Genomic DNA, 20,819 nt, shown 5'->3' on the forward strand with positions numbered 1-20,819 from the left:
GGTCTACTCCTTCGGGGTCAGGTCCTCGGGGTCAGGTCCTGCGGGTCGGGTCCTGGGGGTCATTCCGAAGCACGCCAGCAGCGTGGCGACGGTCAACAGGTAGGCAATGCTCGACGCGACGGCCGCGCCGACCGCCCCGTGCCGGGGGATCAGCAGCAGGTCGCCGGCGACGGTCACGGCCACCCCTATGCCGACGGCCAGCGAGGAGAGCCCCGGCCGCCCGACGCCGTAGAAGTAGGCGGTGATCACGCCCGCCACGCCCTCGCCGATCAGGCCGCCCAGCAGGATCCACACCGGCACCACGGCGCCGCGGAAGCCGGCGCCGTACACCAGCGGCAGCAGGGTGCCGGCAGCCAGCGCCAGCGGGATCGCGGCCAGCGCGGTCAGCCCGGCCGCCGGGGCGAGCAGCGCCCGGGTGCGGGCCCGGGCGTCGCGCCCGTCCCGCGCGGCGAAGGCCGGATACAGCACGTAGTTGAACGCCTGGCCGGGCAGCCGCAGCAGCTCGGCGTACTTGCTGGCGACCGCGTAGACGCCGAGCGTCGCCGGGCCGGCCAGCGCGCCCAGGACGGCCACGTCGAGGCGGAGGTTGACCAGCGCCAGGATGCCGCCGAGCTGGCCGCGCCAGCCGTACCCGCAGATCCGCCGGCCCAGCCGGTGGCTCGGCCGGCCCCAGCCGGCGAAGAAGCCGACGCGGTGCAGGCGCACGGCGATGACGAGCGCCACCGCGACGTCGGCCGCGACGAGGGCCCACAGCATCGTCCAGACGCCCACGCCGAACGGCAGCAGGGCGAGGTACAGCGGCAGGAACGCGGCCTCCTCGCCGACGATCGCCGCGTTGGCGCCGGGCAGGTCCCCCGAACCCTGCAGCAGCGCCTTGCCGACCGCGACGAACAGCTGGGTGAACACGGCCGCCGCCGCGGCCGCCACCATGGAGGCGCCCCAGGACTGGAAGAACACCAGGCGTAGCGCCGGGGTGAGGGCCAGCCAGCCCGCCGCCGCGGCGGTGGCGCCGAGCCAGGTGAGCGCGACGAGGGTCGGGCGCAGCCGCGGGTCGGCGGAGCGGGTACCGAGGAAGAACGGCGCGGCGCCGGGTAGCCCGGCGGCGGCGACCACGCCGGCCAGCCCCGGTAGCACACGGAGCAGGGTGAACGCGCCGACCATGTCGGGCCCGCCGGCCCGGGCGACCAGGACGGTGGCCGCGGCGAGGGAGACCAGGGCGCCGAGCCGGGCGACCAGGTTGCCGGCGACGAGCCGCCGGGCCCGCACCCGCCGCGGCGCCGGGGTGACGAGCGCGGTCATCGCCGCCGCCCGGACAGCTCGAGGGCCGCGATGAGCCCGAGCAGGGCCCAGACGTGTCTGAAGTGCAGCACCTCGTAGATGAACCCCGACAGCCCGACCGCGACCGCCGCCGCGACGAGCAGCTCCGGCCGGGGCACGACCTTGCGGTGCGCCGGCCCCACCCCGTCGGCGACGCTGATCCGGCGGGCCCGGACGGCGACCGCGGCGATGAGCAGGGCGAGCGCGAACCCGCCGAGCGCGCCGCGCTCGACGAGGGCGGCGAGATAGTCGTCGTGGGCCTCCTTGACGTAGGGGGCCTGAGCGGCGCGCAGCGTCGGCTCCGTGCTCGCCGGGCCGATGCCGAAGGGGTTCGGGGCCTCCAGCCACAGCCGGGCGGTCTCGGCCGCCACCGTGGAGCGGCTGCCGCTGCTCTCCGCCTCCCGGCCCAGCGAGTCGCGGATCCACGGGGAGGACTGCCCGGCCGGGTCGACCCAGCTTCTGACGTCCACAGTGGACACCGTGGTGACGGCGCCGAACGCGAGCAGGGCGCCGGCCGCCAGCGCGACGATCGCCCCGCGCCGGCGGGCCAGCGTGATCAGCCCACCCAGGGCCGTGGCGACCAGCATGGCGAGGATCCCGCCGTTGGAGAGGGTCAGCACGACCGCGGTGGCGACGACGGCACACGCGAGCCGGCGCCCCCACGTGTGCCTCGGCCGGCGCGCGGCCCGCATGACCAGCAGGCCGCACACGAAGTAGCTCGCGGCGAGGTTCGGATCGCCGAGGGTCAGCGAGGCGCGGACGCCGTCGCGCTCGGTGATGCCGCTGAGCCAGGCGATCCCGGTCAGCTCGCCGATAATCATCAGGGCGGCCCAGCCGGTGGCGCTGTACGCCCAGGCGCGGCAGAGCGAGTCCAGGACCCGGTGGTCCCGGCCGATGGTGGCGATCACCGCGGCCCAGGCGAACACGAACAGATCCTGGACGAGCGCGACCGCGCCGCGCCCGACGACGCCCGGCTGCCCGCCGTTGACGGTGACGGCGACCGCGCCGGCGGCCATCGCCAGGCCGGTCGGCAGCGCGTACGGCAGGCGCACCGGCAGCGCCAGCGCGGAGGCCCGCACGGTGCCGACGAACACGGCGGCCAGCAGCGCCAGGTCGACCAGGCCGGTGTTGCCCGGCCCGGAGGGGCGCAGCAGCGGCAGGCTTACGACGGCCGCCGAGACGAGCACGTGCAGCAGCCGCCAGCGCCCGGGCCGGACGGTCGGCGACGCGGGCCGCGGGCCGGCGAGGGCGGCGCTCGCGGCGCTCACCGCAGCGCTCCGGCCGGGTCGGTCACGCCGGTCGGCTCGTCTCCGGACACATCTGTCACGCCGGTCGACTCCTCCCCCGGCGATTCGTCCCCGGCCGCGACGACGCCCGGCGCGGGCGGGTCGGCCGGGTCGCCCGCGAGCTCGATGAGCAGGTTCAGGTGATCACGGGCGAAGCCCGGATGGTCGGCCGTGGCGGCGACATCGGCGACCCCGGCGAGCAGCACCTCGCGCCAGCGCCCGCCGTTCGCGCCGAGCCGCTCCAGCGCTCCGGACACGTGCTCGTGTACCAGCTCGCCGAACCAGCCCCGCCCGGCCGCCGCGTGGGCGATGCCGGCGCCCCACCGGTCGGCGCGCAGGCTGCGGTGGCCCGGCACCCGGGCGCCGGGGGCCACGTGCCGGTCGAGGTACAGCGCGTAGCTCACGGCGAAGCGGGCGACGTCGCGCAGCGGCTCCCCGGCCGGCTGGCCGCACTCCCAGTCCACCACGCCGACCACCCGTCCCCGGTCGACCAGCAGGTTGCCGAACCAGTAGTCGCCGTGCACCACCGTCCGCGGCGTGCGCTCGGCGGCGAGGCGGCAGGCCGCCGCGGCCAGACGCGGCAGCGCCGCCGGCAGGCCCGGATGATCCGGGAACCGGCGCCCGATCGCGTCGAGGGCGTCGGCCAGCAGCGTGACCGGGGCCGTTGGGCCGGCGGTGCGCCGCTGCAGGTCGGCCAGCCAGTCGCCGGCGATGCGGAGGTCCGCCCCGACGCTGCGCCGCCGCGCGGTGTGGCGCCAGCCGTGGTACCCGACCGACATCGGCGTGCCGAGCAGCGCTGTGCACGCTAGCGCGGGCAGGCCGCAATGCTCGAGGTAGCCCAGCGGCCGGGGCAGCGTCGTGGCCAGACTGCCCAGGCCGAGCTCGGCCAGGCGCCGCAGGATCGCCCCCTCCCGCTGCACGACCCGGGCCGCGGCCCGGGTGGTCGGGACCTTGACGACGAACGATGGCCCGTAGTCGTCGATCAGGACCACGGTGAGCTTCGCGTTCGGGTCGCGCGAGCCGGCCAGGAGCACCGCCCGGGTGCCCGGCCGGCGCAGCAACCGCTCCAGCGGCGGCCTGGGCACCGGCCGGACGGGAATCCGCGGGGCGTCCCGCGCGGTCGGCGCCGTCACCGGGCCCCGACCACGAGCCGCTCGCCGACCGGCACCCGGGCCAGCAGACCCGGGAAACGCCGCACCAGGCGTACCGCCGTCCACAGTGGAGCGTGCAGCCGGCGCACGCCGCTGGGCACGGTGAGCACGGCGCGTGCGGTCCAGTGCAGCGAGCCCGGGGTCACCTGGGTCAGCGTGACCGGCTCCGCGAGCGACGGCAGGGCCACGTACTCGGCGCGGATCCGCACCCCGGCGCGCCGGGCGACCCGGCGCAGCCGCCGCCCGCCGACGAGCGCCACCTCGGTGCCGGCGGGCAGCGCGCGGACCCGCCGCACCGCGTCCCGGCGCCGCTCGACGGGCACCACCACCGCGCCGCGCGGCACCAGCAGGCGCCAGCGCTGCTCGAGCGCCTGCGCGCCGCCCTGACTGCCGCTCTGGGCGTCATGTCGCATGCCCGGCATCGGACCTCCTCAGTTCAGTACCGCGAGAGGGCGCAGCCGGGCGACCGGCCGGACCAGGCCGTGGTCGACCAGCACGTCAAGCGCCGCGTTGACACCGTTGTCGTCGAGGTGGCGTACCCGCGCGGGGGCAGCACCGTCGTAGCTGAACCGCAGGGTCTCGTGCCCGGCCGGGTGCGGGCCGGAGAGCCCCCGCTCGGCGAAACTGGAGACCAGGGTGCCCGCGCCGTGGCAGGCCGAGTGCAGGCTGTCCGCCGCATCCGGCCCGGCCACCGCCAGGTACGAGGACGTACGGTGGGTGCCGGGCAGCAGCACCGCCTGGCCCGTCGTGGCGAACACCGTGCCGGGCGGACAGCGCCACGCCGGGAACGCGCGGCAGGCGTTGTGCCGGTGCACGATCGCCGGCGCGCCCTGGACCTCCTCCTCATAGATGGAGTTGTGCGGCGAGTCGACGACGAGGCGGCCGCCACTGCCGCCGAAGACCGTGGCGGCGATGCGGCGCAGCGCGGCGTAGGTCGCCATCCGGAAGGCGAAGCCGTAGTTCATCGCGGCCGCGTTGGCCAGCAGCAGCCGTTGCCCCTCGTCGCTGTCGCGGTCCACCGGCGGGCAGCCGCCGGAGAAGTACAGCGACAGGCGCTCCCGCAGCTGCCGGTACGAGCGCGCGGTCGCCAGGTGGAACAGCGGCTTCTGCACCGCCATCGCCATCCGCAGCTGGCGGGGGTAGTGCTTGCGGCGGCCGAACAGCGCGCCGATCTCCCCGGTGAGCACGCCGCCGCCGGCGTGGTACTGCAGCGTCAGCTGCCCCTGCCGCACGCCCAGCAGCTCAGCCACCCGCTCGTCGAGGACCTCCTCGACGACCTGCAGCTCGACGAAGTGGTTCGACGGGCCGACCGTGCCGAAGCGCAGCCGGGCGAGCTGGTAGGCCAGCCCCGGCAGCTCCCGCGCCAGCCGGTCGGCGCCGCCGTAGCGGTCGAGGTCGAGCCGGCCGGACTCCTCCACGCGGGTCAGCTCGGCGGCGTCGACCTCGAACCGCTCGGCGGCGAAGTGCGCCCCGTGCACCGCGGCCCGCCGCACCTCGCGCGCGGACAGCTCGCGCAGGTTGCGGGCCGGATAGGGGTAGCGTTCCCGGACTCGCCGGTAGAACTCGGCGACCCCGGACGGGCCGGGCCGCTCGCAGTCCAGCGTCAACAACGCCATCCCGCAGTTCACCGACGCCGAGGTGAGCGTCGGGCGGATGGTGCCGGCCGTAGCGACCGCCACCGACGAGGGAAGCTCCATGGTCGACTTGTGGTGGAAGTCTGGCAGCACCACCGGGGCCGCTGCGAGGTCGGCCCCGCCGACCCGCGACATCACCTCGGCGAGGGCGGCCTCGTCGGCCGGCAGGTCCGGGCCGTCGAAGACCGTCGGCGCCCGGCCGATCAGGTTCAGTTCCACGCGATTCTCCAGCGGTAGGTGTGATCGAGTACGGCGCCCAGCGCCTCGGGTGTGTACCGCCCGCCGAGCCGGTCACGGGCCGTGCTGGCCATTCGTGCGGCCTCGGCCGGCTCCTCCAGCAGGTACCGGATGGCCCGGCCGAGCAGACCGGCGTTCTCCGGCGGGACCAGCAGGCCCGTCTCGCCGGGCACCACGACGTCGGGCACCGCGTTGACCGCGGTCGCCGCCACCGGCACCCCGGCGACGACGGCCTCGATGAGCGCGCAGGGCAGCCCCTCATACCGGCTGGCCAGCGCGAACACGTCGAAGGCGGGCAGCAGGTCGGCGACGTCGTCGCGGTGGCCCAGCAGGCGGAATCGGCCGGTCACGCCGCGCTTGGCCGCCCGTGCCAGCAGCCGCCCGCGCAGCGGCCCGTCGCCGATCCACACGCCCCACACGTCGTCGCCGGTCTCGGCGAGCGCGTCGATCCACACCTCCGGCGCCTTCTGGTAGTCGACCCGGCCGACGGTGCCGACGAGCCGGACGCCGGGCGGCAGCCCGAGCCGGCGGCGGGCCAGCCCACGCCAGCACGAGCCGGGCCCGGCGTCGGCGCCCGCGACGGCCGGCGGGATGGTGCGGATGCGCTCCGGCGGGGCGAGCCCGAGCCGGATCGCCTGCGCCGCGACCGCGCCGCCGACGGCGAGGAAGGCGTGCGTACGCTGGGACAGATGCCGCTCCGCGCGCACGTATGCGGCCCGCAGCCAGCGCGCCTGGAACTCGTGGAACGGGAAGCCGTGATAGGTGTGCACGATCCGGGCCGCGCCGGCCCGCGACGCCGCGATCCGGCCCAGCGCGCCGGCCTTGGCGCTGTGCGTATGGACGATGTCGTAGCCGCCCACGCTCAGCAGTCGGGTCAGCGTCCGCAGGGCGGCGGCGTCCTGGCGCGGGGAGATCTGCGGTACCAGGCTGGGCATCCGCATCACCTGCATGCCCGCCTTGAACGCGTCGAGCAGCAGGTCGCCCTCCAGCGCGTCGTTCACCGCCTCGGCGCCGGTGAGTACCTCCGCCTCCGCGGAGCCGTGCGCCGCGCCCGCGGTGATCCCCTGGCCGCCGGCGATGAAGGTGATGTCGTACCGGTCCGGATCGAGGGCCAGCGCCCCGCGCAGGCTGACCCCGCCGGCGCCGGCGGCCATGCGCGTGATCACCGTCGCGACCTTGAGCCGTACGCCCTCCACTTCAAGCTCCCCCGTTGTCATCCCATCAGTCCCCCTCACGTAGCCAGGCCGCACAGGCTGGCGGCCGACGCCGAATCGCCGTCGCCGACGCGAACCCGCAGGCACGGCAGCCGCCGCGCGTAGCCCTCGGCGATCGCCTCGATCGGCGGGTGCGCCGGCCCGAGGCCGGTCGCCAGTGCGAGGGTCGCCGCGAACGCCCAGAACCGGCGCAGTTCGCCGGCGGCATACGTGCCGGCGACCAGGGCTCGTGCCGCCTCGTCGGGCGCGAGCCGGTCGATCTCGGTCCGCGGGCCGCGTTCGAGCACCACCAGCCGGTCGGGCTCCAGCACCGGCTCCCGGGCAGCCACGGGCAGCTCGACCCGGCCGTGCGAGGTGCCGGCGCGCGGGCCGCGCGCGGCGGGCCCGTCGAGGCGCAGCGGCTCGGCGACGCCGAAGCAGCGCGAAGCGTCGGCGCAGCACAGGTTGTCGGCGGTGGCCACCGCCCCGGCGGCGAGGGCCTGGCGCAGCAGGGTCGACTTGCCCACCCCGCCGGGCCCGGCCAGCAGCGGCGTCGCCGGGCCGCCGCGCAGCACGCAGGCGTGCAACGGGACCCGGCCCCGCCAGCCGGCCCGCCACAGCACCGGGTAGTGCACCAGGATCTGCCCGGCGAGCAGCCCGAACCGCGCGCCCAGCAGCAGATTGGCCGCCCGCAGCGGCCCGCCCGGCCGGTACCGCGCCAGGATCTCCAGCGGCTCGCCGACAGTCACCTTCAGGTCGAACCCGGATCCGCCGGCGTTGACCAGCGCGGTCGTGACCCCGTCGGACCAGGTGCCGCGGGTCACCGGGCGCAGGCCGTGCAGGGGCAGCGCCGTGCCCGCGTCGATCCGCAGCCGGATCGTCGGCGGGCCGGTCGGGTCCGGTGGCGGGGTTGCACCAGGGGGGACGCCGAGCGCTCGGGCGACCAGCCGGGCCGCCCACGGCAGCTCGGTGTCGACGTCCATCACCTCGCCGGCGGTGCGGTAGCGCATCAGAACCCGTCCGGGTACGGGCCGGCGACGCTCGCGGCGGTCTGCGGGTGCAGCGTGCGCCGGTACTCCGGCAGCAGCTGCTGCAGCAGCGCCAGGGTCTGCGGGGCGTCGTTGTCGTCGGCCGCGGCGTATAGCCGGTCGAGCAGGGCCGGTAGGCCCGACGGCACCTCGCTGGTCCGGGTGGCCCAGATCTTCGGGTGCGCGGTGGCCAGGCGGGTCTCGGAGTCGGAGAACACCTTCTCGTTGAGCTTCTCGCCCGGCCTCAGGCCGGTGAACCGGATCGTCACCTCGGGCAGGTGCACGGCCTCGGCGTAGCGGTGCACCAGGTCGACGATCGGCACCGCGTCGCCCATGTCGAGCACGAACGTCTCGGCGTACTCGGCCATCGCCACCGCCTCGAGCACCAGCCCGACCGCCTCCTCGATGGTCATGAAGAACCTGGTGACCTCGGGGTGGGTGACGGTGACCGCCTGCGCCTTGGCCAGCTGGTCGGCCAGCACGCTCAGCAGCGAACCGCGGGAGCCCAGCACGTTGCCGAACCGCACCGACGCCACGCAGGTCGGGCCGCCGGCCGCCGCCTGCACCATGATCTCGGCCAGCCGCTTGGTCGCGCCGAGCACCGAGGCGGGGTCGGCCGCCTTGTCGGTCGAGATGAGCACGAACCGCGACGTGCCGTGCCGGACCGCGAGGTCCACGAGGTCTTGGGTGCCACGAACGTTGGTCTTCACCGCCTCGCACGGGTGGCGCTCCAGCAGGGGCAGGTGCTTGTGCGCCGCGGCGTGGAAGACGATGTCCGGCCGCGTCTCGGTGAACACCTGCTCCAGTCGGCGCCGGTCACGGATGTCGGCGATGATGATCTCGTTGGAGTCAAGGACGCCGGAGCCGGTGATCTCCAGGTGCAGCCCGTGCAGGTTCGACTCGTCGTGGTCGAGCAGGTACAGTGCCGCGGGCCCGAAGCCGTGGATCTGCCGGCACAGCTCCGAGCCGATCGAGCCGCCGGCGCCGGTGACCAGCACCCGCCGGCCGCGGATCAGCGCGCGCGCCCGCTGGGAGCTGACGTGGATCTCGTCGCGGCCCAGCAGTTTGCCCACGTGTACCCCGCGCAGGTCCGACAGGCGCATGTCGCGCTCGACGGCGGCCAGGAACGACGGCAGGTGGCGCACCAGCAGCCCGGCGGCGACCGTCCGGTCGATCAGCTGCGCGATGCGCGGCGACGGCAGCGACGGGATGGCCACCAGTGCGGCGCGCGCCCCGGTGACGTGGGCGGCTCGGGCCACGTCGTCCAGCCGGCCCATCACCGGCAGTCCCATGGCCCGTCGCAGCCTTGGGTTGTCGTCGAGAAATCCCACCGGGCGCAGCCCATATCCAGGCGCTGTGCGCAGCGCCCCGACGAGGGCACGGCCGGCGTGGCCCGCCCCGAGGACCAGGGTCGCCAGCCCGGCGGGGCGGGCCGTCGATGTTCTGCGCCAGTTCACGAACGGTACCTCCAGTTGGGTGTCATGCGAGCAGCTCGGCCAAGCGGCCGGTGACGACGTCGACGGCGGCGGGGGTCAGGTCGGGGTACAGCGGCAACGACAGCAGCTCGCCGCCGACGCGGTCGGTGACCGGCAGCGCGGCGCGCTCGTCGGAGTCGAACAGCGCGGCGAACGCCGTCAGCCGGTGCACGGGGATGAAGTGCACCGACGTGCCGATGCCCGCCTCCGTCAGGCCGGCGATGACGGCGTCGCGGTCGCGGACCCGCACCTGGTACAGGTGCCAGGAGTGCCCGGGGTGCCGCCGCGGCAGCCGCACCAGCGGGGCGAGCACCGCGTCGTAGCCCGCCACCAGCTCGGCCCGCCGCCGATGCCATCCCGGTAGCGCGGCCAGCTGGGTCCGGCCGATCGCCGCCTGCAGGTCGGTGAGGTTCGCCTTGAACCCCAGCTCCACGACGTCGTAACGCCACGAGCCGCCGGGCAGGTAGCGCCGCCACGCGTCGCGGCTCATCCCGTGCAGCCGGGCCGAGCGCAGCCAGGCCGCAAGGTCACCGTCATGGGTGGCGACCGCGCCGCCCTCGCCGATCGGCAGGTTCTTGGTCGCGTAGAAGCTCAGGCAGGTCGCGTACGGCGCGCTCGCCGGGTCGTCGGCCCGGCCGATCGCGCCGCCGGGCCCGTGGGCGGCGTCGACCACGATCCGCCGGGCCGGCAGCCCGGCCGCGTCGGCGAGCGCGGCGTGGTCGGCCGGGTACCCGCCGAGCGGGCACACCACCATCGCCGCGCACCGGCCGGCCCGCCGTACCGCCGCGGCGACCGTCGCCGGGCTCGGCACCAGCGTGTCCTCGTCGATGTCGACGAGCACCGGGCGACACCCGGCGTGCACGATCGCGGCCACGGCGCCGCAGAACGTCAGGCTCGGGGTCAGCACGGGGGCGCCTGGTGCCAGCCGCAAGGCCCGCAGGCTCAGCTCGATCGCCTGGGTGCAGGTGGCGACGGTCACCACGTGCGGCTGGCCGAGGTAGGCGGCGAGCTCGGCCTCGAACGCCCCGCACTCGGCGCCGGTGGTGATCCAGCCCGAGTCGATGACCCGGACGGCCGCCTCGCGGGCGGCGCCGGTGAACGGCGGGACGGAGAAGGGCACCGCCGTGGTCGTCGCGATGGTCATCGCGCGCCCCCGTCCTCGACTACGCCGAGCAGGTGCCAGCCCGAGGCGGCCGCCAGATCCCGAATCCGGTCCACCGCCCGCGTCCGGACGTGGCCGCCGGCCAGCACCACCACGCCGATGCGCCCGCCCTCGGCGCCCGGGTCGAGCTCATCGAGCGCGCAGACGCCCTGCAGCCGCGCCGTGCGGCCGGTCCCATCGCCGGAGTCGGCGGAGTCGCCGGACGGCTCCGCCCCCGCCGGTCCGGCGGCGAGCGCCTCGACGGCGGCCGCCTGCACGGGGATCGCGACGCGGGCCGGCACGGCCGCCGGGCGCAGCGCGGCCGCCTCGACCCGGTCGACGAGCTCCGGGCCGATCGGCGCGCCGCCGGGCCGCGCCAGCACGACGGTGGAGACGTTCGCAAGGCCCGCGGCCAGCCGGATCCGGCGGCCGAGGTCGGCCAGCACCGCCGGATCGGCGTTGAGCCGGCCCAGCCCCGGGGCGCGCAGCGCCCGGCCGACCTGCGTCGCACCGGACACCCGGGGCCGTGCGATCTCGTTGAGCCCGGCCAGGATCAGGCCCAGAGCGAGCCCGGCGAAGGCAGCGATGGCGAGCCGTCCGGGCAGCCCCGACGGATCTGGCCGGGCCGGGACGGCCGGCGCGTCGACGACGGCCGAGCGGCCCGCCGAGGCGGCCTCCTCGGACAGCCGGTCGCGGTCCGCGGTAAGGTCGGCGATGAGCCGGTCCATGCTGGCCAGGTGGTTCTGCGCGACCGGGTCCTGCGGCTTGGCCTGCGCCTGCGCCGCGATCGGGGCCCGCTTCTCCGCCAGGTCGGTAAGCTGCCGGCTCAGGTCCTGGACCGTGTCGGGCAGCGCGCCGACGCGCAGCGCGTCGAGCTGTCCGGCGACGGCGGTGACGAGAGCCGCGGCGACCTTCTGCGCCATGGCCGCGTCGCCGTCGGTGTAGGCGATCTCCACGACGGCGGAGCTGCCGAGGCCGGTCACCGTCACCGCGTCCACGACCGCGAAGGGGTCGCGGGGCAGGTGCGCCGCGTCCAGCACCCGACGCACGACGCCCGGACTGGTCGCGATCGCCTGCACCTGGCTGACAACCGCGGCGGCCTCGGCGACCGACCGGGGGACGGTGGCCGCCGCGACGACGCGCCCCCGAGCGGTGTACTGCTCGGGTTCGTGGGTCACGTACCCCGCCATCAGCAGCACCGGCACGAGGACCGCCGGCAGCAGCACCGCCCAGTACCGGCGAACCAGCCGAATCGCGACTTCGTTCACTTCCACGCGAACGCCCCTCAACCCACGGGTAGACAACCGATGAACACCAGATGACTACGAGGTTATGGCGATCTGTACGGCCGGCCATCGCGTGCTCAGCGCAGGTCTGCCTACGCCATCTGTGGTAGCCCGCGCCGCCGCCCCACGCTCAATGACCGGAGGCGCGCAGCCCCTGCCGCATGGCCACCGCGACCAACTCGAGCGTCGAGTGCACCTCGAGCTTGGCCAGCAGGTTCTGGGTGTGGGTGCGCACCGTGTTGGTCGACAGGTGCAACCGCAACGCGATCTCGGCCCGGGTCAGCCCGTCGACGAGGTACTGCAGGACCTCCCGCTCCCTCATGGTCAGGCGGTCGAGCGGATTGGGCTGCGCGGTCGCACCGCCCGCGATCAGCCCCGGCAGCGCCAGCCCCAGCAGCTCCGGCGACAGCCACGCCTCGCCGGCGGCCACGCCCCGGATCGCCCGCACCAGGTGGTCGACCTCGACTGTCTTCGGCAGCCACCCGACCGCACCGCAGCGCAGCACGGCGACGACGTCCTCGACCGACCCGGCCGTCTCGGCCGCGGTCAGCATCACCACCCGAGTGCCAGGCGCGGACTCAGCGAAGTAGGCGGCCAACTCGATGCCGTTGTCATCACCGAGCGCCACGTCCAGAAGGGCGACCTGCGAGCGGTGGGCCGCCAGGCACGCCCGCGCCCCCTGGGCAGTGAACGCCACGCGGATCGGCCGCAGGCCGGGCTCCCGCGACAGCCGCGCCTGCAGCGCCTCGGCGAACAGCGCATGGTCGTCGACCACGAGCAGCGAGATGTCATGCATCGCCACACCATGCCGCAGCATCGGGTGGTACCGATGGCACAGACGTGGCAGGCGCCGGGTGAGCCCGCCGGGTGAGCCCGCCGAGGGCGAGGTCAAACTACGGTTTTTGCACGACGTGCCACCCGCCCGCCGACCGCAGCATGAGTCGGTCAGTTCCGAACTGTTCGCACTGGAGTGTTCATGTCGTGCGCTCACCGGCTGACCCGGATCTCCGCCATCACCGGCGGCCTGTGCGGGTTGGCCTTTGTCACTGTGCTGGGGGCGGCCCCCGCGTTCGCCGCCGATCCGTTTCTCTACGTCGGCGGCCCAGGCTGCTCCGACAGTGGCCCGGGCACCCAGGCCCAGCCGTTCTGCACCATCAAGAAGGGCGCGACGGTGGCCTCGGCCGGCCAGACCGTCCTCGTGGCCTCCGGTACCTACTCGGAGACCGCCACCGTCGGCAAGAGCGGCACCGCCGGCAGCCCGATCACCCTGAGGCCGGCCAACGGCGCGACCGTCACCGTCACTGGGGGCACCAGCGGCTTCGTCGTGTCCAGCAAGTCGTACGTGACGATCAGCGGGTTCAACATCACCGACACCACGTCGTACGGCATCTCGGTCAAGTCGTCGAACCACATCGTGATCTCCGGCAACACCGTGTCGGGCGCGGGCACCCCGGTGAGCGGTCAGCAGGCCGCCGGCATCTACCTGAAGGCGACCACCGACTCGACCGTCAGTGGCAACAACACCCACCACAACAGCGACCACGGCATCTACCTGTCCACCGACACCAGCGAGACCACGGTCCAGGGCAACCAGTCGTCGTTCAACGCCAACGAGTTCCGCCGCAACGCCAACGGCATCGACGTCATTGGGCCGGACAACACGGTCATCGGCAACATCCTGCACGACAACGAGGACTCCGGCCTGCAGTTCTACCCGGGCGCGAACAACTCGTTCGCCACGCTCAACGTCACGTACAACAACGGCGACCACGGCATCGACAACCTCAACGTCACCGGCGGCCGACTGATCGGCAACACCGTCTACCACAACTGCACGAGCGGCATCAACGTCGAGGGCACCTCGGGCGACTACGTCGTGGTCAACAACATCGCCGTGGACAACGCGGTCTACCCGGCGTACAAGGGCATCGCCTGCAGCCGGCGCGCCGGCAACATCGGGATCTGGGACTCGGCCCCGGCCAGCACGGTGGTGGACAGCAACCTCGTGTATCTGAGCAAGGCCGGCACCATGTACGTGTTCGGCTCGTCGTTCACCTCGCTGGCGGCGATGAAGGCCGCCACCGGCCAGGAGCAGCACGGCCTGCAGGCCAACCCGCTGTTCGTCAACGCGGCCGGCGGCGACCTGCGCCTGTCGCAGGGATCGCCCGCGATCGACTCGGCCGACTCCGGCGTCGACGGCGAGCAGCTGGTCGACATCGTCGGCACGCCGCGCCGCGACGACCCGGCCGTGCCCAACACCGGCATCGGCCCCCGCGCCTACGACGATCGGGGCGCCTACGAGTTCTGACCGCGGTTCCGACCGCACCCGCGGTGGGCGTCGGGCGGCGAACGGCCGCCCGACGCCCGCTCGGCGCGCACCCGGGGAGTAGCGTCGGGTCCGTTGCATTGAGCGTTGCCCTGCGGCGATAGCCTCGGGTCGTGGATCGGTTGCTTGGCCGGTGGGATGCCGGCGCGGTGTATCACCTGACAACCGTGTCGTTGACCGGCGGCGTCCGGCTGGTGTCGGCCAACGACAGCGAGGTCCGGATCTGGGATCTCACCGGAACGACGAGCGGCGCCGCCGCGGTGGAGCTGGCCCGATCGCCCGGCGAATATCCTGGGGTCAACGGCGTTGCGGTCGGCCGGCTCGGTCGGGACCGGGCGGTCATCGGGGTGGCAACCGAGGACGGCGTGTCGTGGTGGGATCCGGCGACCGGCCGGGAACCGTTTCCCGGGGCCGAGGTGGGCCCGATCTGGGATGTTGCCGCGGCGTCCACCCCCGACGGCCGGGTACGCCTGTTCGGGGCGGCCTACAGCAAGCCGTGGCCGGTGCTGTGCTGGGACGCCGCCACCGGTCAGGAGCTGCCGCCGATCGGATACCACGACATCTCCATCACCGCGGTCGTCGCGGTCGCGCTGCCGGACCACCTGCTGGTCGCCTCGGCCGACGAGGCCGGCACCGTGCGGTGCTGGGACGGGTCGACCGCGAGCCACTGGCCGAACCGGTCCGACGGCGTGCTCGACGGCCACGAAGACCGGGTCCGGGCGATGGCGATGGCCGACCTCGGCGGCGGGCGACTGCTCCTGGCCACCGCGGACATGGACGGAACGATCAATCGGTGGGATCCGGTCACCGGCGACCTGCTCGGCACCAGCTCAGGCGACGACGGGGTCGCGATCTATCAGCTGCACGTGACCCTGCTCGCCGGATCGCCGCAGCTGATCTCCGTCGGCGCGGACGACGTGATCCGCCGGTGGGACGCGATCACCGGCGGGTTGATCGACGAGTCGTTGACCGGATGGTCGGCCACCACGTCCGTCGTCGACGGCCGGCCGGCCCTTGTCGTCGGCGACGCCGACGGAACGACCATCAACCTGTACGAACTCACCGGCCTCCAGTAGTGCCTCGCGGCCCGGGGCGGCCTCGCCGCCCCGGGCTCCGATCAGTCCTCGTTCTCGCCGCTGTCCCCCGCCTCCGGCGGGAACCCGTCCGCGCTCAGTCCGCCCTTCCCGAAGGGGTTCTGGACGAACTGCCCGATCACCCGGAAGGCGCGACCGGGCGTGATCCCGCGTCGCTCTTTCGTCCAGTCCGTCGTGAACACGGTTTCCCCTTCGAAGCCCTGATCTTTCGCGGTGATCTTCGGCCCCGACCCGTCGGCCCGGCGCGCGAAGTACGTATGTTCCGCCGCGCAATCGTCGCTGCAGGCCCGGTTGGTGGTGACCGAACCCTTCACCTCGACTTTGTAGCCTTCGAGCTCCATGTCATCACGCCACTCCGAGGCCACCTTCTCCGCGTGGGCACCGGTCTTGGGGTCGAGGTTCCTTGTCGGCGTCCCGCTCTCATAGACGGTGATGCCCATCTTGTTGAGCATGTCGACGACGGCCGGAGAAAATCTGTACGTGGTGAATCCGACGACCTCAGGCTCACCGTTGATCGTGACCTTCGCCAGCATGAGCGTGCCGTCCTTGAACCCGGCGCCGCCTTTCGCGCTCAGGATCGGTTCGGTAACCCGGATAGCCCGGGCGTACAGGTCGTCAGCCTTCTGCTGCTTGGTCCATTTCCCGTTGTCGTAGGGGTAGTAGGGTTCGCTCTCGGCCGAGTGGGTCTCGACCGGCACGCTTGGGCTGGGGAGCGTCCCCCGCATTTCGATGCTCCACGCACCGGCCTTGCCGTAGTACTGCTCGTCGGTTCGAAGCCCGGACGGATCCGAGAACGTGGCCGGGTTGTTGGAAGCGTAGGCGTAGCCGCCGAGCTGGTTGAGGTCATTGCTTTCGAAGACCGGGTCGCGCTGCAGGAACCGGCCGGTGAGCGGGTCGTAGTTGCGGGCGCCGAGCAGGTTCAGGCCGGTGGCGGGATCCGCGGGCTGGTTGACGAAGGCCCGGTTGTCGGCCCAGGCGCCGGGCGCCGTGCCGCGGGTGCCGCCGAACGGGGTGAAGTACCGCCGGGTCTCGGTCTGGGCGGCGCCGGCGTCGATCGACAGCCCGTGCGTGCCCTGGGCGTTGCCGAACTCGTAGGTCAGCGCGCCGGTCGAGGAGCGCACCAGGCTCGGCCCGCCGGCGGCCTGGTAGTAGCGCAGGCCGCTGAGCGTGTTGGGGCCGACGTCGAGGGTCAGTTGCTCGCCGTCGAGGTACAGGGTCACCTTGGCCGACGAGCCGGCCTTGTCCCGCTGCAGCAGCAGGTTGCCGTCGGCGTCGTAGCGGTAGGTGGCCGTGTTCCCGGACACGGCGTCGGTCACCGACTCGGTCCGGTTCTGCGGCGTGTAGGTGATCGTCTGGTTGGCGCCGCCGCCGATCGTGCGGGTGGTGGTGTTGCCCGCCAGGTCGTACAGGTAGCTGTCGGTGGTGTCGGTGGGCCCGTCGTTGAGGACCGACTGCACCTTGTCGCCGGTGTAGCTGCTGGTGCGCAGCACGTCGTGCGCGGTGTTGCCGTCCACCGCGTGGTCGGTCGCGGTGGCCCGGTTGCTCGCGGCGTTGTACGTGAAGGACTGCCAGTACTTCGCCGGGCCGCCGAGGTTCGCCGCACTGCCCGACGTGTGGTCGCAGCCGCCGATGTTCGGCACCGACGGCGCCGCCGCCGTATGCGTCCCGCCGGAGTCGCTCCAGGCCTCCGTCAGCCGTCCCAGCTGGTCGTAGGAGAAGCACTGCAGGTCGGTGACGGCGCCGCCGCCCTGCGCGTCCTTGACCGCGGTGATGTCGCCGGCCGGGTTGACCAGGTTGACGACGTCGTCGACGTGCGCGGACCCGGACTCCTTGTCGATGAACTGCTCGGTGATCCGGCCGGTCGCCGCGTCGTAGTGCGTGGTCTGCACCACCTGGTTCGGCATGTCGCCGAGCGTCACCGTGGTGTGGTTGCCGAACGGATCGATGACGGCCGAGGTGAGGTAGTCGGCGTTGCCGGCCATCACGGTCGCGACGCCGTTCTGGTTGTACTGCGTGGTGACGGTCTCGGCCGGCAGCCCGCCGTCGGCGTTGTACGTGGTCGCCGTGGGCAGCCCGGTGATCGCCTTGTACGAGGTGGCGCTGCTGTACGTGCCGGCCAGCTTGGCCTCGTCGGCCGGCCCGGTCGACGGGATCGTCACCGTGCTGCCCGTGATGGACCCGCGGTTGCTGTAGCCCGTGACCGCCTTCACATAGGCGGCGCCGCCGATGTACGCGGTGGCCGCGGCCAGCCGGCCCTGGCCGCCGGGCGCGGTGTCGTAGTCCCACTTCGCCAGCAGCGTGGCGCCGTCGTTCTCGGTCTTCTTCCGGCCGAGCTCGTCGTACGTCCACGTGATGGTCTTCGGCCGGGCGTCGGCCTGGCTGAGCAGGTCACCGGCCGCGCTGTAGTGGGTCGTGACGGTGCCGCTGTCCGGGTCGGCGACGGTGGCCGGTTTGCCGTGCAGGTCGTACGTGTAGGTCCAGACCCGCCCGCCCGGGCCGGTCACCTGCGACTGCATGCCGCTCGGGAAGTAGGCATAGGAGATGATCGAGGCGTGGGCGGCGTTGCCGTCCGGGGTCGCGGTGGTGTAGTTCCACAGCGCGCTGGTGTGCCCGCGGGCGTCGGTGAACGTGCTCGTCGCGGTGCCGCCGGAGGGCGGGGTGACGTCGGTACGTTCGCCGCCCGGGTAGGCCGTCGTGGTCGTCCACTGGGGCTGGCCGAGGGAGTAGAGCGTGACCCCGGTGGGGCGGCCCTGCCCGTCGTACGCGGTGACGATCTCTCCCGGGACGGACGCGTCGGCGGCCGGGTAAAGGTTGGCGCTGGGGAATGCGGTGACGTAGAACGGGCGGGTCTTCTTGCCAGGCCACCCATGGCTGTCGTAGAAGGAGTCGCTGACGAGGGATCCGTTGCTGCCGTCACGGGAAACGGCCTGGCTCTGCCGTTGCCGGCCGAGGCCGTCGTAGATGGTGTACGCCCAGGCGTAGGTGGAGTCGTCGCGCAGGGTCTTCGTCGACGTGTACGACGGTGACGCGGTCCCGTTCACGCTGTAGGCGTGCACGATGCTGGCCGACTGGGTGGTGGCCCGGCCCGGCAGCCAGACGCTGGTGAGCCGGCCCAGCCCGTCGTACGCCTCCGAGGTGGTGTTGCTGTTCGCATCGACCGTCTTCGTCGGCTGCTGCCGCGCCTGGTCCACCGTCGTGACGGTGGACTGGCTGAACGTGACGTCGGTGGTGGTGATGGTGGTCGCCAGCTGCCCGGCCACCGGTGCGTACGCGGTCGTGGTGACCAGGCCGCGAGCGTCGGTACTCGTCAGAGGACGACCGTAGTCGTCGTACCCGGCCGCGGACGTCGTCGCGGTGTACGACGGCGACGAGCCGGTGTAGGAGTCGACCGCCTCGGTGCGGGACACATTGCCGGCGGCCGTGATGACGCCGGCCGACGCATTGCCGTCGTAGTACGTCAGCGTGTCCGCGATGGTGGTCGTGGCGCCCGGCGTGGTGGCGCAGTCCCCGGCCACGGTGAGGTTCCGTTTGCCGTAGCTGACCATCCCGGCGTTGACGCCGCTCGGAGGCGTCGCGTAGGTGACCGTGGAGCAGGTCTCCTGCGAGCCGGCGGTGCCGAGCAGGGACACGTCGCCCTGGTCGTCGGTCTGCTGCAGCAGGCCGGTGCCCGTTGCGTAGGTGTCGACCTTTTTGGTGGTACGCCAGGCGCCGGTGCTCAGCAGCGTCAGGTTCTTGCTCGTGCCGATGTTGGCGAAGCCGGCGATCTTGGGTGGCAGGCCGGGCTGCGCGGTCTCGGCGTGCGAGGCGGTCTGCGCCGACCACGGCAGGCTGATCGCCCTGGCCGTGACCGTGCCGCCGGCCTGCGTGTACGTGCCGGTCTCCAGCACGGTGTCGGCGTACTGGTTCGCGTCGACGACCGCGTCGCCGGTGCTCGCCGTGACCGTCACGGACTTCTGGGTGCCGCCGGTCTGGCTGTTGTAGTCGCCGTCCATGCCGCGCAGGTACGTCGTGGACGTCTGCGTGACCGGGTCCGGTGCGGCGCCGGTCGTCTTGACGACTTGGCCGAAGCCGCGGAACTGGTTCCAGCTGCGCTGGGCGTTCTTCGTCGTGACCGAGTCGTCGCGGTGCCAGGCGGCGTCGCCGACGTACGTGTAGTTCGTTTCCAGGTCCTTGGAGCTGACGACGACCGGGTCGTGCTGCACGACCTTGGTGACGACCCACTTCTGGAACCAGTCCGACACCGGCGAACTCTGCCCCTGGCCCTGCCAGTACTGCTGGTAGCACAGCATCGTGTTGTTCGTCGCCGACGGCAGGTGCGACGCTCCGGGCGTCTGGTCGCACGCCTGGATCGTCGCGGTGCTGTTGGCGTAGGTGACGGTGACCTGCTCGCCGGTCTCCGTGGTGATCTTGTCGATCCGCTGGTGGTTGTACGCCGGCCAGGTGCCCGACCCCGGCACCCGGTTTGCCATCGTCTGCGTGCCGGTGAAGATGACCGGCGGCAGGGCGGCGGCGGTGGTGGCGTTGTTGCCGGTGTGGGTGATGGAGTCCAGCCACAGCGACGGGCTGGAACCATCGTTGGGGTCGGGGAACGAGTGCGCCAGGGCGTAGGTGTCGACCGGCTTGTAGGTGCCGCCCTTGTTCACCAGCGTCTGGATCTGGCTCAGCTCGACCGTGGAGAAGTACGAGATGCCGCCGTTGAGGCAGGTGCCGGTCGCCGGGCAGATCTGGTCGAACGGCGTGTCCGGCCAGTCCGGCGCCGTCGTCTTCGTCAGGTTCGCGTAGGCCGAGCACTCGCTCGCCGAGCCCTTGCACCGCTGGACGGTCGTGAACACGACCTCCGCCGCCGGGGCCGGCGTCGCCTGGCTCGCCACATCGGACGCCCGCCAGCCGTAGTTGATCTGCTTGAGGTACCCGCCGCGCACGTACTGCGTGTTCGTGTGTGCGCTGCTGCGGGCGTAGTAGTTCGTCTCGGTGCCGTACGAGTACGTCGTGGCGTTGCCGTGCGGGTCGACAACGTAGTCGAGGTTCCACCGGTACGCCATGTTCGGCGTGAAGCTGTTCGTCCCGGTGCCGGAGCTGTAGCACGGATCCCCGGACTTCGGGCAGTACACCGGCTGCGTCCACGCCCCGCTCGACGCCGGGTCCGCGCCCGTGCCGCCCTCCGCGGCCGGCAGGTGACCCGCGCCGAAGTACAGGCGGGTGCCGTCCTGCAGCGTCACGACCCAGTACTCGCCGCTGTAGGCGCCGTTGTTCCCGCCCGTCTTCAGCTCGACCGTCGCGCCGTTGTCGGACGACACGTGCCACTTGTGGGACGAGTCGTCGTAGACCAGGCCACCGGACAGGCCGGCCGCGTCGACCGACACCTCCTGCCCGCCCCACCCCCAGCAGCTGTCGGCGGAGTTCGCGATGCCGTCGTCCTTGCACGGGATGTACGACCGCTCGATGTAACCCGGGTTGTAGGACCAGCCCGAGCCGACCCAGTCCGACTGCGCGTTCGTCGAGGCGGTCATCCCGTCCACGGCCGACGAGGAGTAGGCCAGCGCGACCGCCGGAGCGGCGCCGCCCAGCGCGGGCGGCAACGTCACCGGGTACGAGTACGTGAAGCTGCCCGTTCCGCCGGTCGACCAGGCGTCCGAGGGTTTCAGGCTGGT

General features: G+C 73.2%; 14 protein-coding genes. 2 read left to right on the forward strand and 12 right to left on the reverse strand.

What is annotated here, in order from left to right:
* Positions 1 to 3 precede the first annotated feature (3 nt).
* The 11 genes from AB0B76_RS39915 to AB0B76_RS39965 form a co-directional block, all read right to left on the reverse strand.
* Positions 4 to 1,299, reverse strand: a complete 1,296-nt coding sequence (locus AB0B76_RS39915) for an oligosaccharide flippase family protein (protein WP_360385479.1) — start codon at positions 1,297 to 1,299, stop codon at positions 4 to 6.
* Positions 1,296 to 2,585, reverse strand: coding sequence for an O-antigen ligase family protein (locus AB0B76_RS39920; RefSeq protein ID WP_360385481.1), 1,290 nt, complete (start codon positions 2,583 to 2,585; stop codon positions 1,296 to 1,298). The genes AB0B76_RS39915 and AB0B76_RS39920 overlap by 4 nt, the downstream gene beginning before the upstream one ends.
* Positions 2,582 to 3,736 (reverse strand): phosphotransferase, encoded by a 1,155-nt coding sequence (locus tag AB0B76_RS39925; protein ID WP_360385483.1) that lies wholly within the window; start codon positions 3,734 to 3,736, stop codon positions 2,582 to 2,584. Before AB0B76_RS39925 ends, AB0B76_RS39920 begins: the two co-directional genes overlap by 4 nt.
* Positions 3,733 to 4,167: a hypothetical protein gene (locus AB0B76_RS39930; protein WP_360385485.1), complete on the reverse strand. Its 435-nt coding sequence runs from the start codon at positions 4,165 to 4,167 to the stop codon at positions 3,733 to 3,735. The genes AB0B76_RS39925 and AB0B76_RS39930 overlap by 4 nt, the downstream gene beginning before the upstream one ends.
* A gap of 18 nt (positions 4,168 to 4,185) precedes the next feature.
* The gene (locus AB0B76_RS39935) at positions 4,186 to 5,607 is read right to left on the reverse strand and encodes an RtcB family protein (protein ID WP_360385487.1); all 1,422 of its coding nucleotides are present in this window, start codon (positions 5,605 to 5,607) and stop codon (positions 4,186 to 4,188) included.
* A complete protein-coding gene (locus AB0B76_RS39940) occupies positions 5,598 to 6,821 on the reverse strand; it encodes a glycosyltransferase (RefSeq protein WP_360385489.1) in 1,224 nt (407 codons plus the stop codon). Before AB0B76_RS39940 ends, AB0B76_RS39935 begins: the two co-directional genes overlap by 10 nt.
* 35 nt (positions 6,822 to 6,856) lie before the next feature.
* The gene (locus AB0B76_RS39945; protein ID WP_360385491.1) at positions 6,857 to 7,828 is read right to left on the reverse strand and encodes a hypothetical protein; all 972 of its coding nucleotides are present in this window, start codon (positions 7,826 to 7,828) and stop codon (positions 6,857 to 6,859) included.
* A complete protein-coding gene (locus AB0B76_RS39950; protein WP_360385493.1) occupies positions 7,828 to 9,303 on the reverse strand; it encodes a polysaccharide biosynthesis protein in 1,476 nt (491 codons plus the stop codon). Before AB0B76_RS39950 ends, AB0B76_RS39945 begins: the two co-directional genes overlap by 1 nt.
* 22 nt (positions 9,304 to 9,325) lie before the next feature.
* The gene (locus AB0B76_RS39955; protein WP_360385495.1) at positions 9,326 to 10,465 is read right to left on the reverse strand and encodes a DegT/DnrJ/EryC1/StrS aminotransferase family protein; all 1,140 of its coding nucleotides are present in this window, start codon (positions 10,463 to 10,465) and stop codon (positions 9,326 to 9,328) included.
* Positions 10,462 to 11,736, reverse strand: coding sequence for a hypothetical protein (locus AB0B76_RS39960; RefSeq protein WP_360385497.1), 1,275 nt, complete (start codon positions 11,734 to 11,736; stop codon positions 10,462 to 10,464). Before AB0B76_RS39960 ends, AB0B76_RS39955 begins: the two co-directional genes overlap by 4 nt.
* Before the next feature lie 142 nt (positions 11,737 to 11,878).
* Positions 11,879 to 12,544 carry a response regulator transcription factor gene (locus AB0B76_RS39965; RefSeq protein WP_360385499.1) on the reverse strand — a complete coding sequence of 222 codons (666 nt, stop codon included), beginning with the start codon at positions 12,542 to 12,544 and terminating at the stop codon, positions 11,879 to 11,881.
* Between the two features lie 180 nt (positions 12,545 to 12,724).
* Here AB0B76_RS39965 and AB0B76_RS39970 point away from each other — a divergent pair, with 180 nt between their 5' ends.
* Together AB0B76_RS39970 and AB0B76_RS39975 are read left to right on the forward strand one after the other, a co-directional pair.
* Entirely contained in the window at positions 12,725 to 14,056 is a 1,332-nt protein-coding gene (locus AB0B76_RS39970) for a right-handed parallel beta-helix repeat-containing protein (protein WP_360385501.1), read from the forward strand.
* A 131-nt stretch (positions 14,057 to 14,187) separates the two neighbouring features.
* Entirely contained in the window at positions 14,188 to 15,150 is a 963-nt protein-coding gene (locus tag AB0B76_RS39975) for a hypothetical protein (protein WP_360385503.1), read from the forward strand.
* Between the two features lie 41 nt (positions 15,151 to 15,191).
* Here the strand turns inward: AB0B76_RS39975 and AB0B76_RS39980 are convergent, their stop codons facing one another.
* Entirely contained in the window at positions 15,192 to 20,753 is a 5,562-nt protein-coding gene (locus tag AB0B76_RS39980) for an RHS repeat-associated core domain-containing protein (protein ID WP_360385505.1), read from the reverse strand.
* Between the last annotated feature and the right edge of the window lie 66 nt (positions 20,754 to 20,819).

This window comes from Dactylosporangium sp. NPDC049140, from assembly GCF_040648435.1.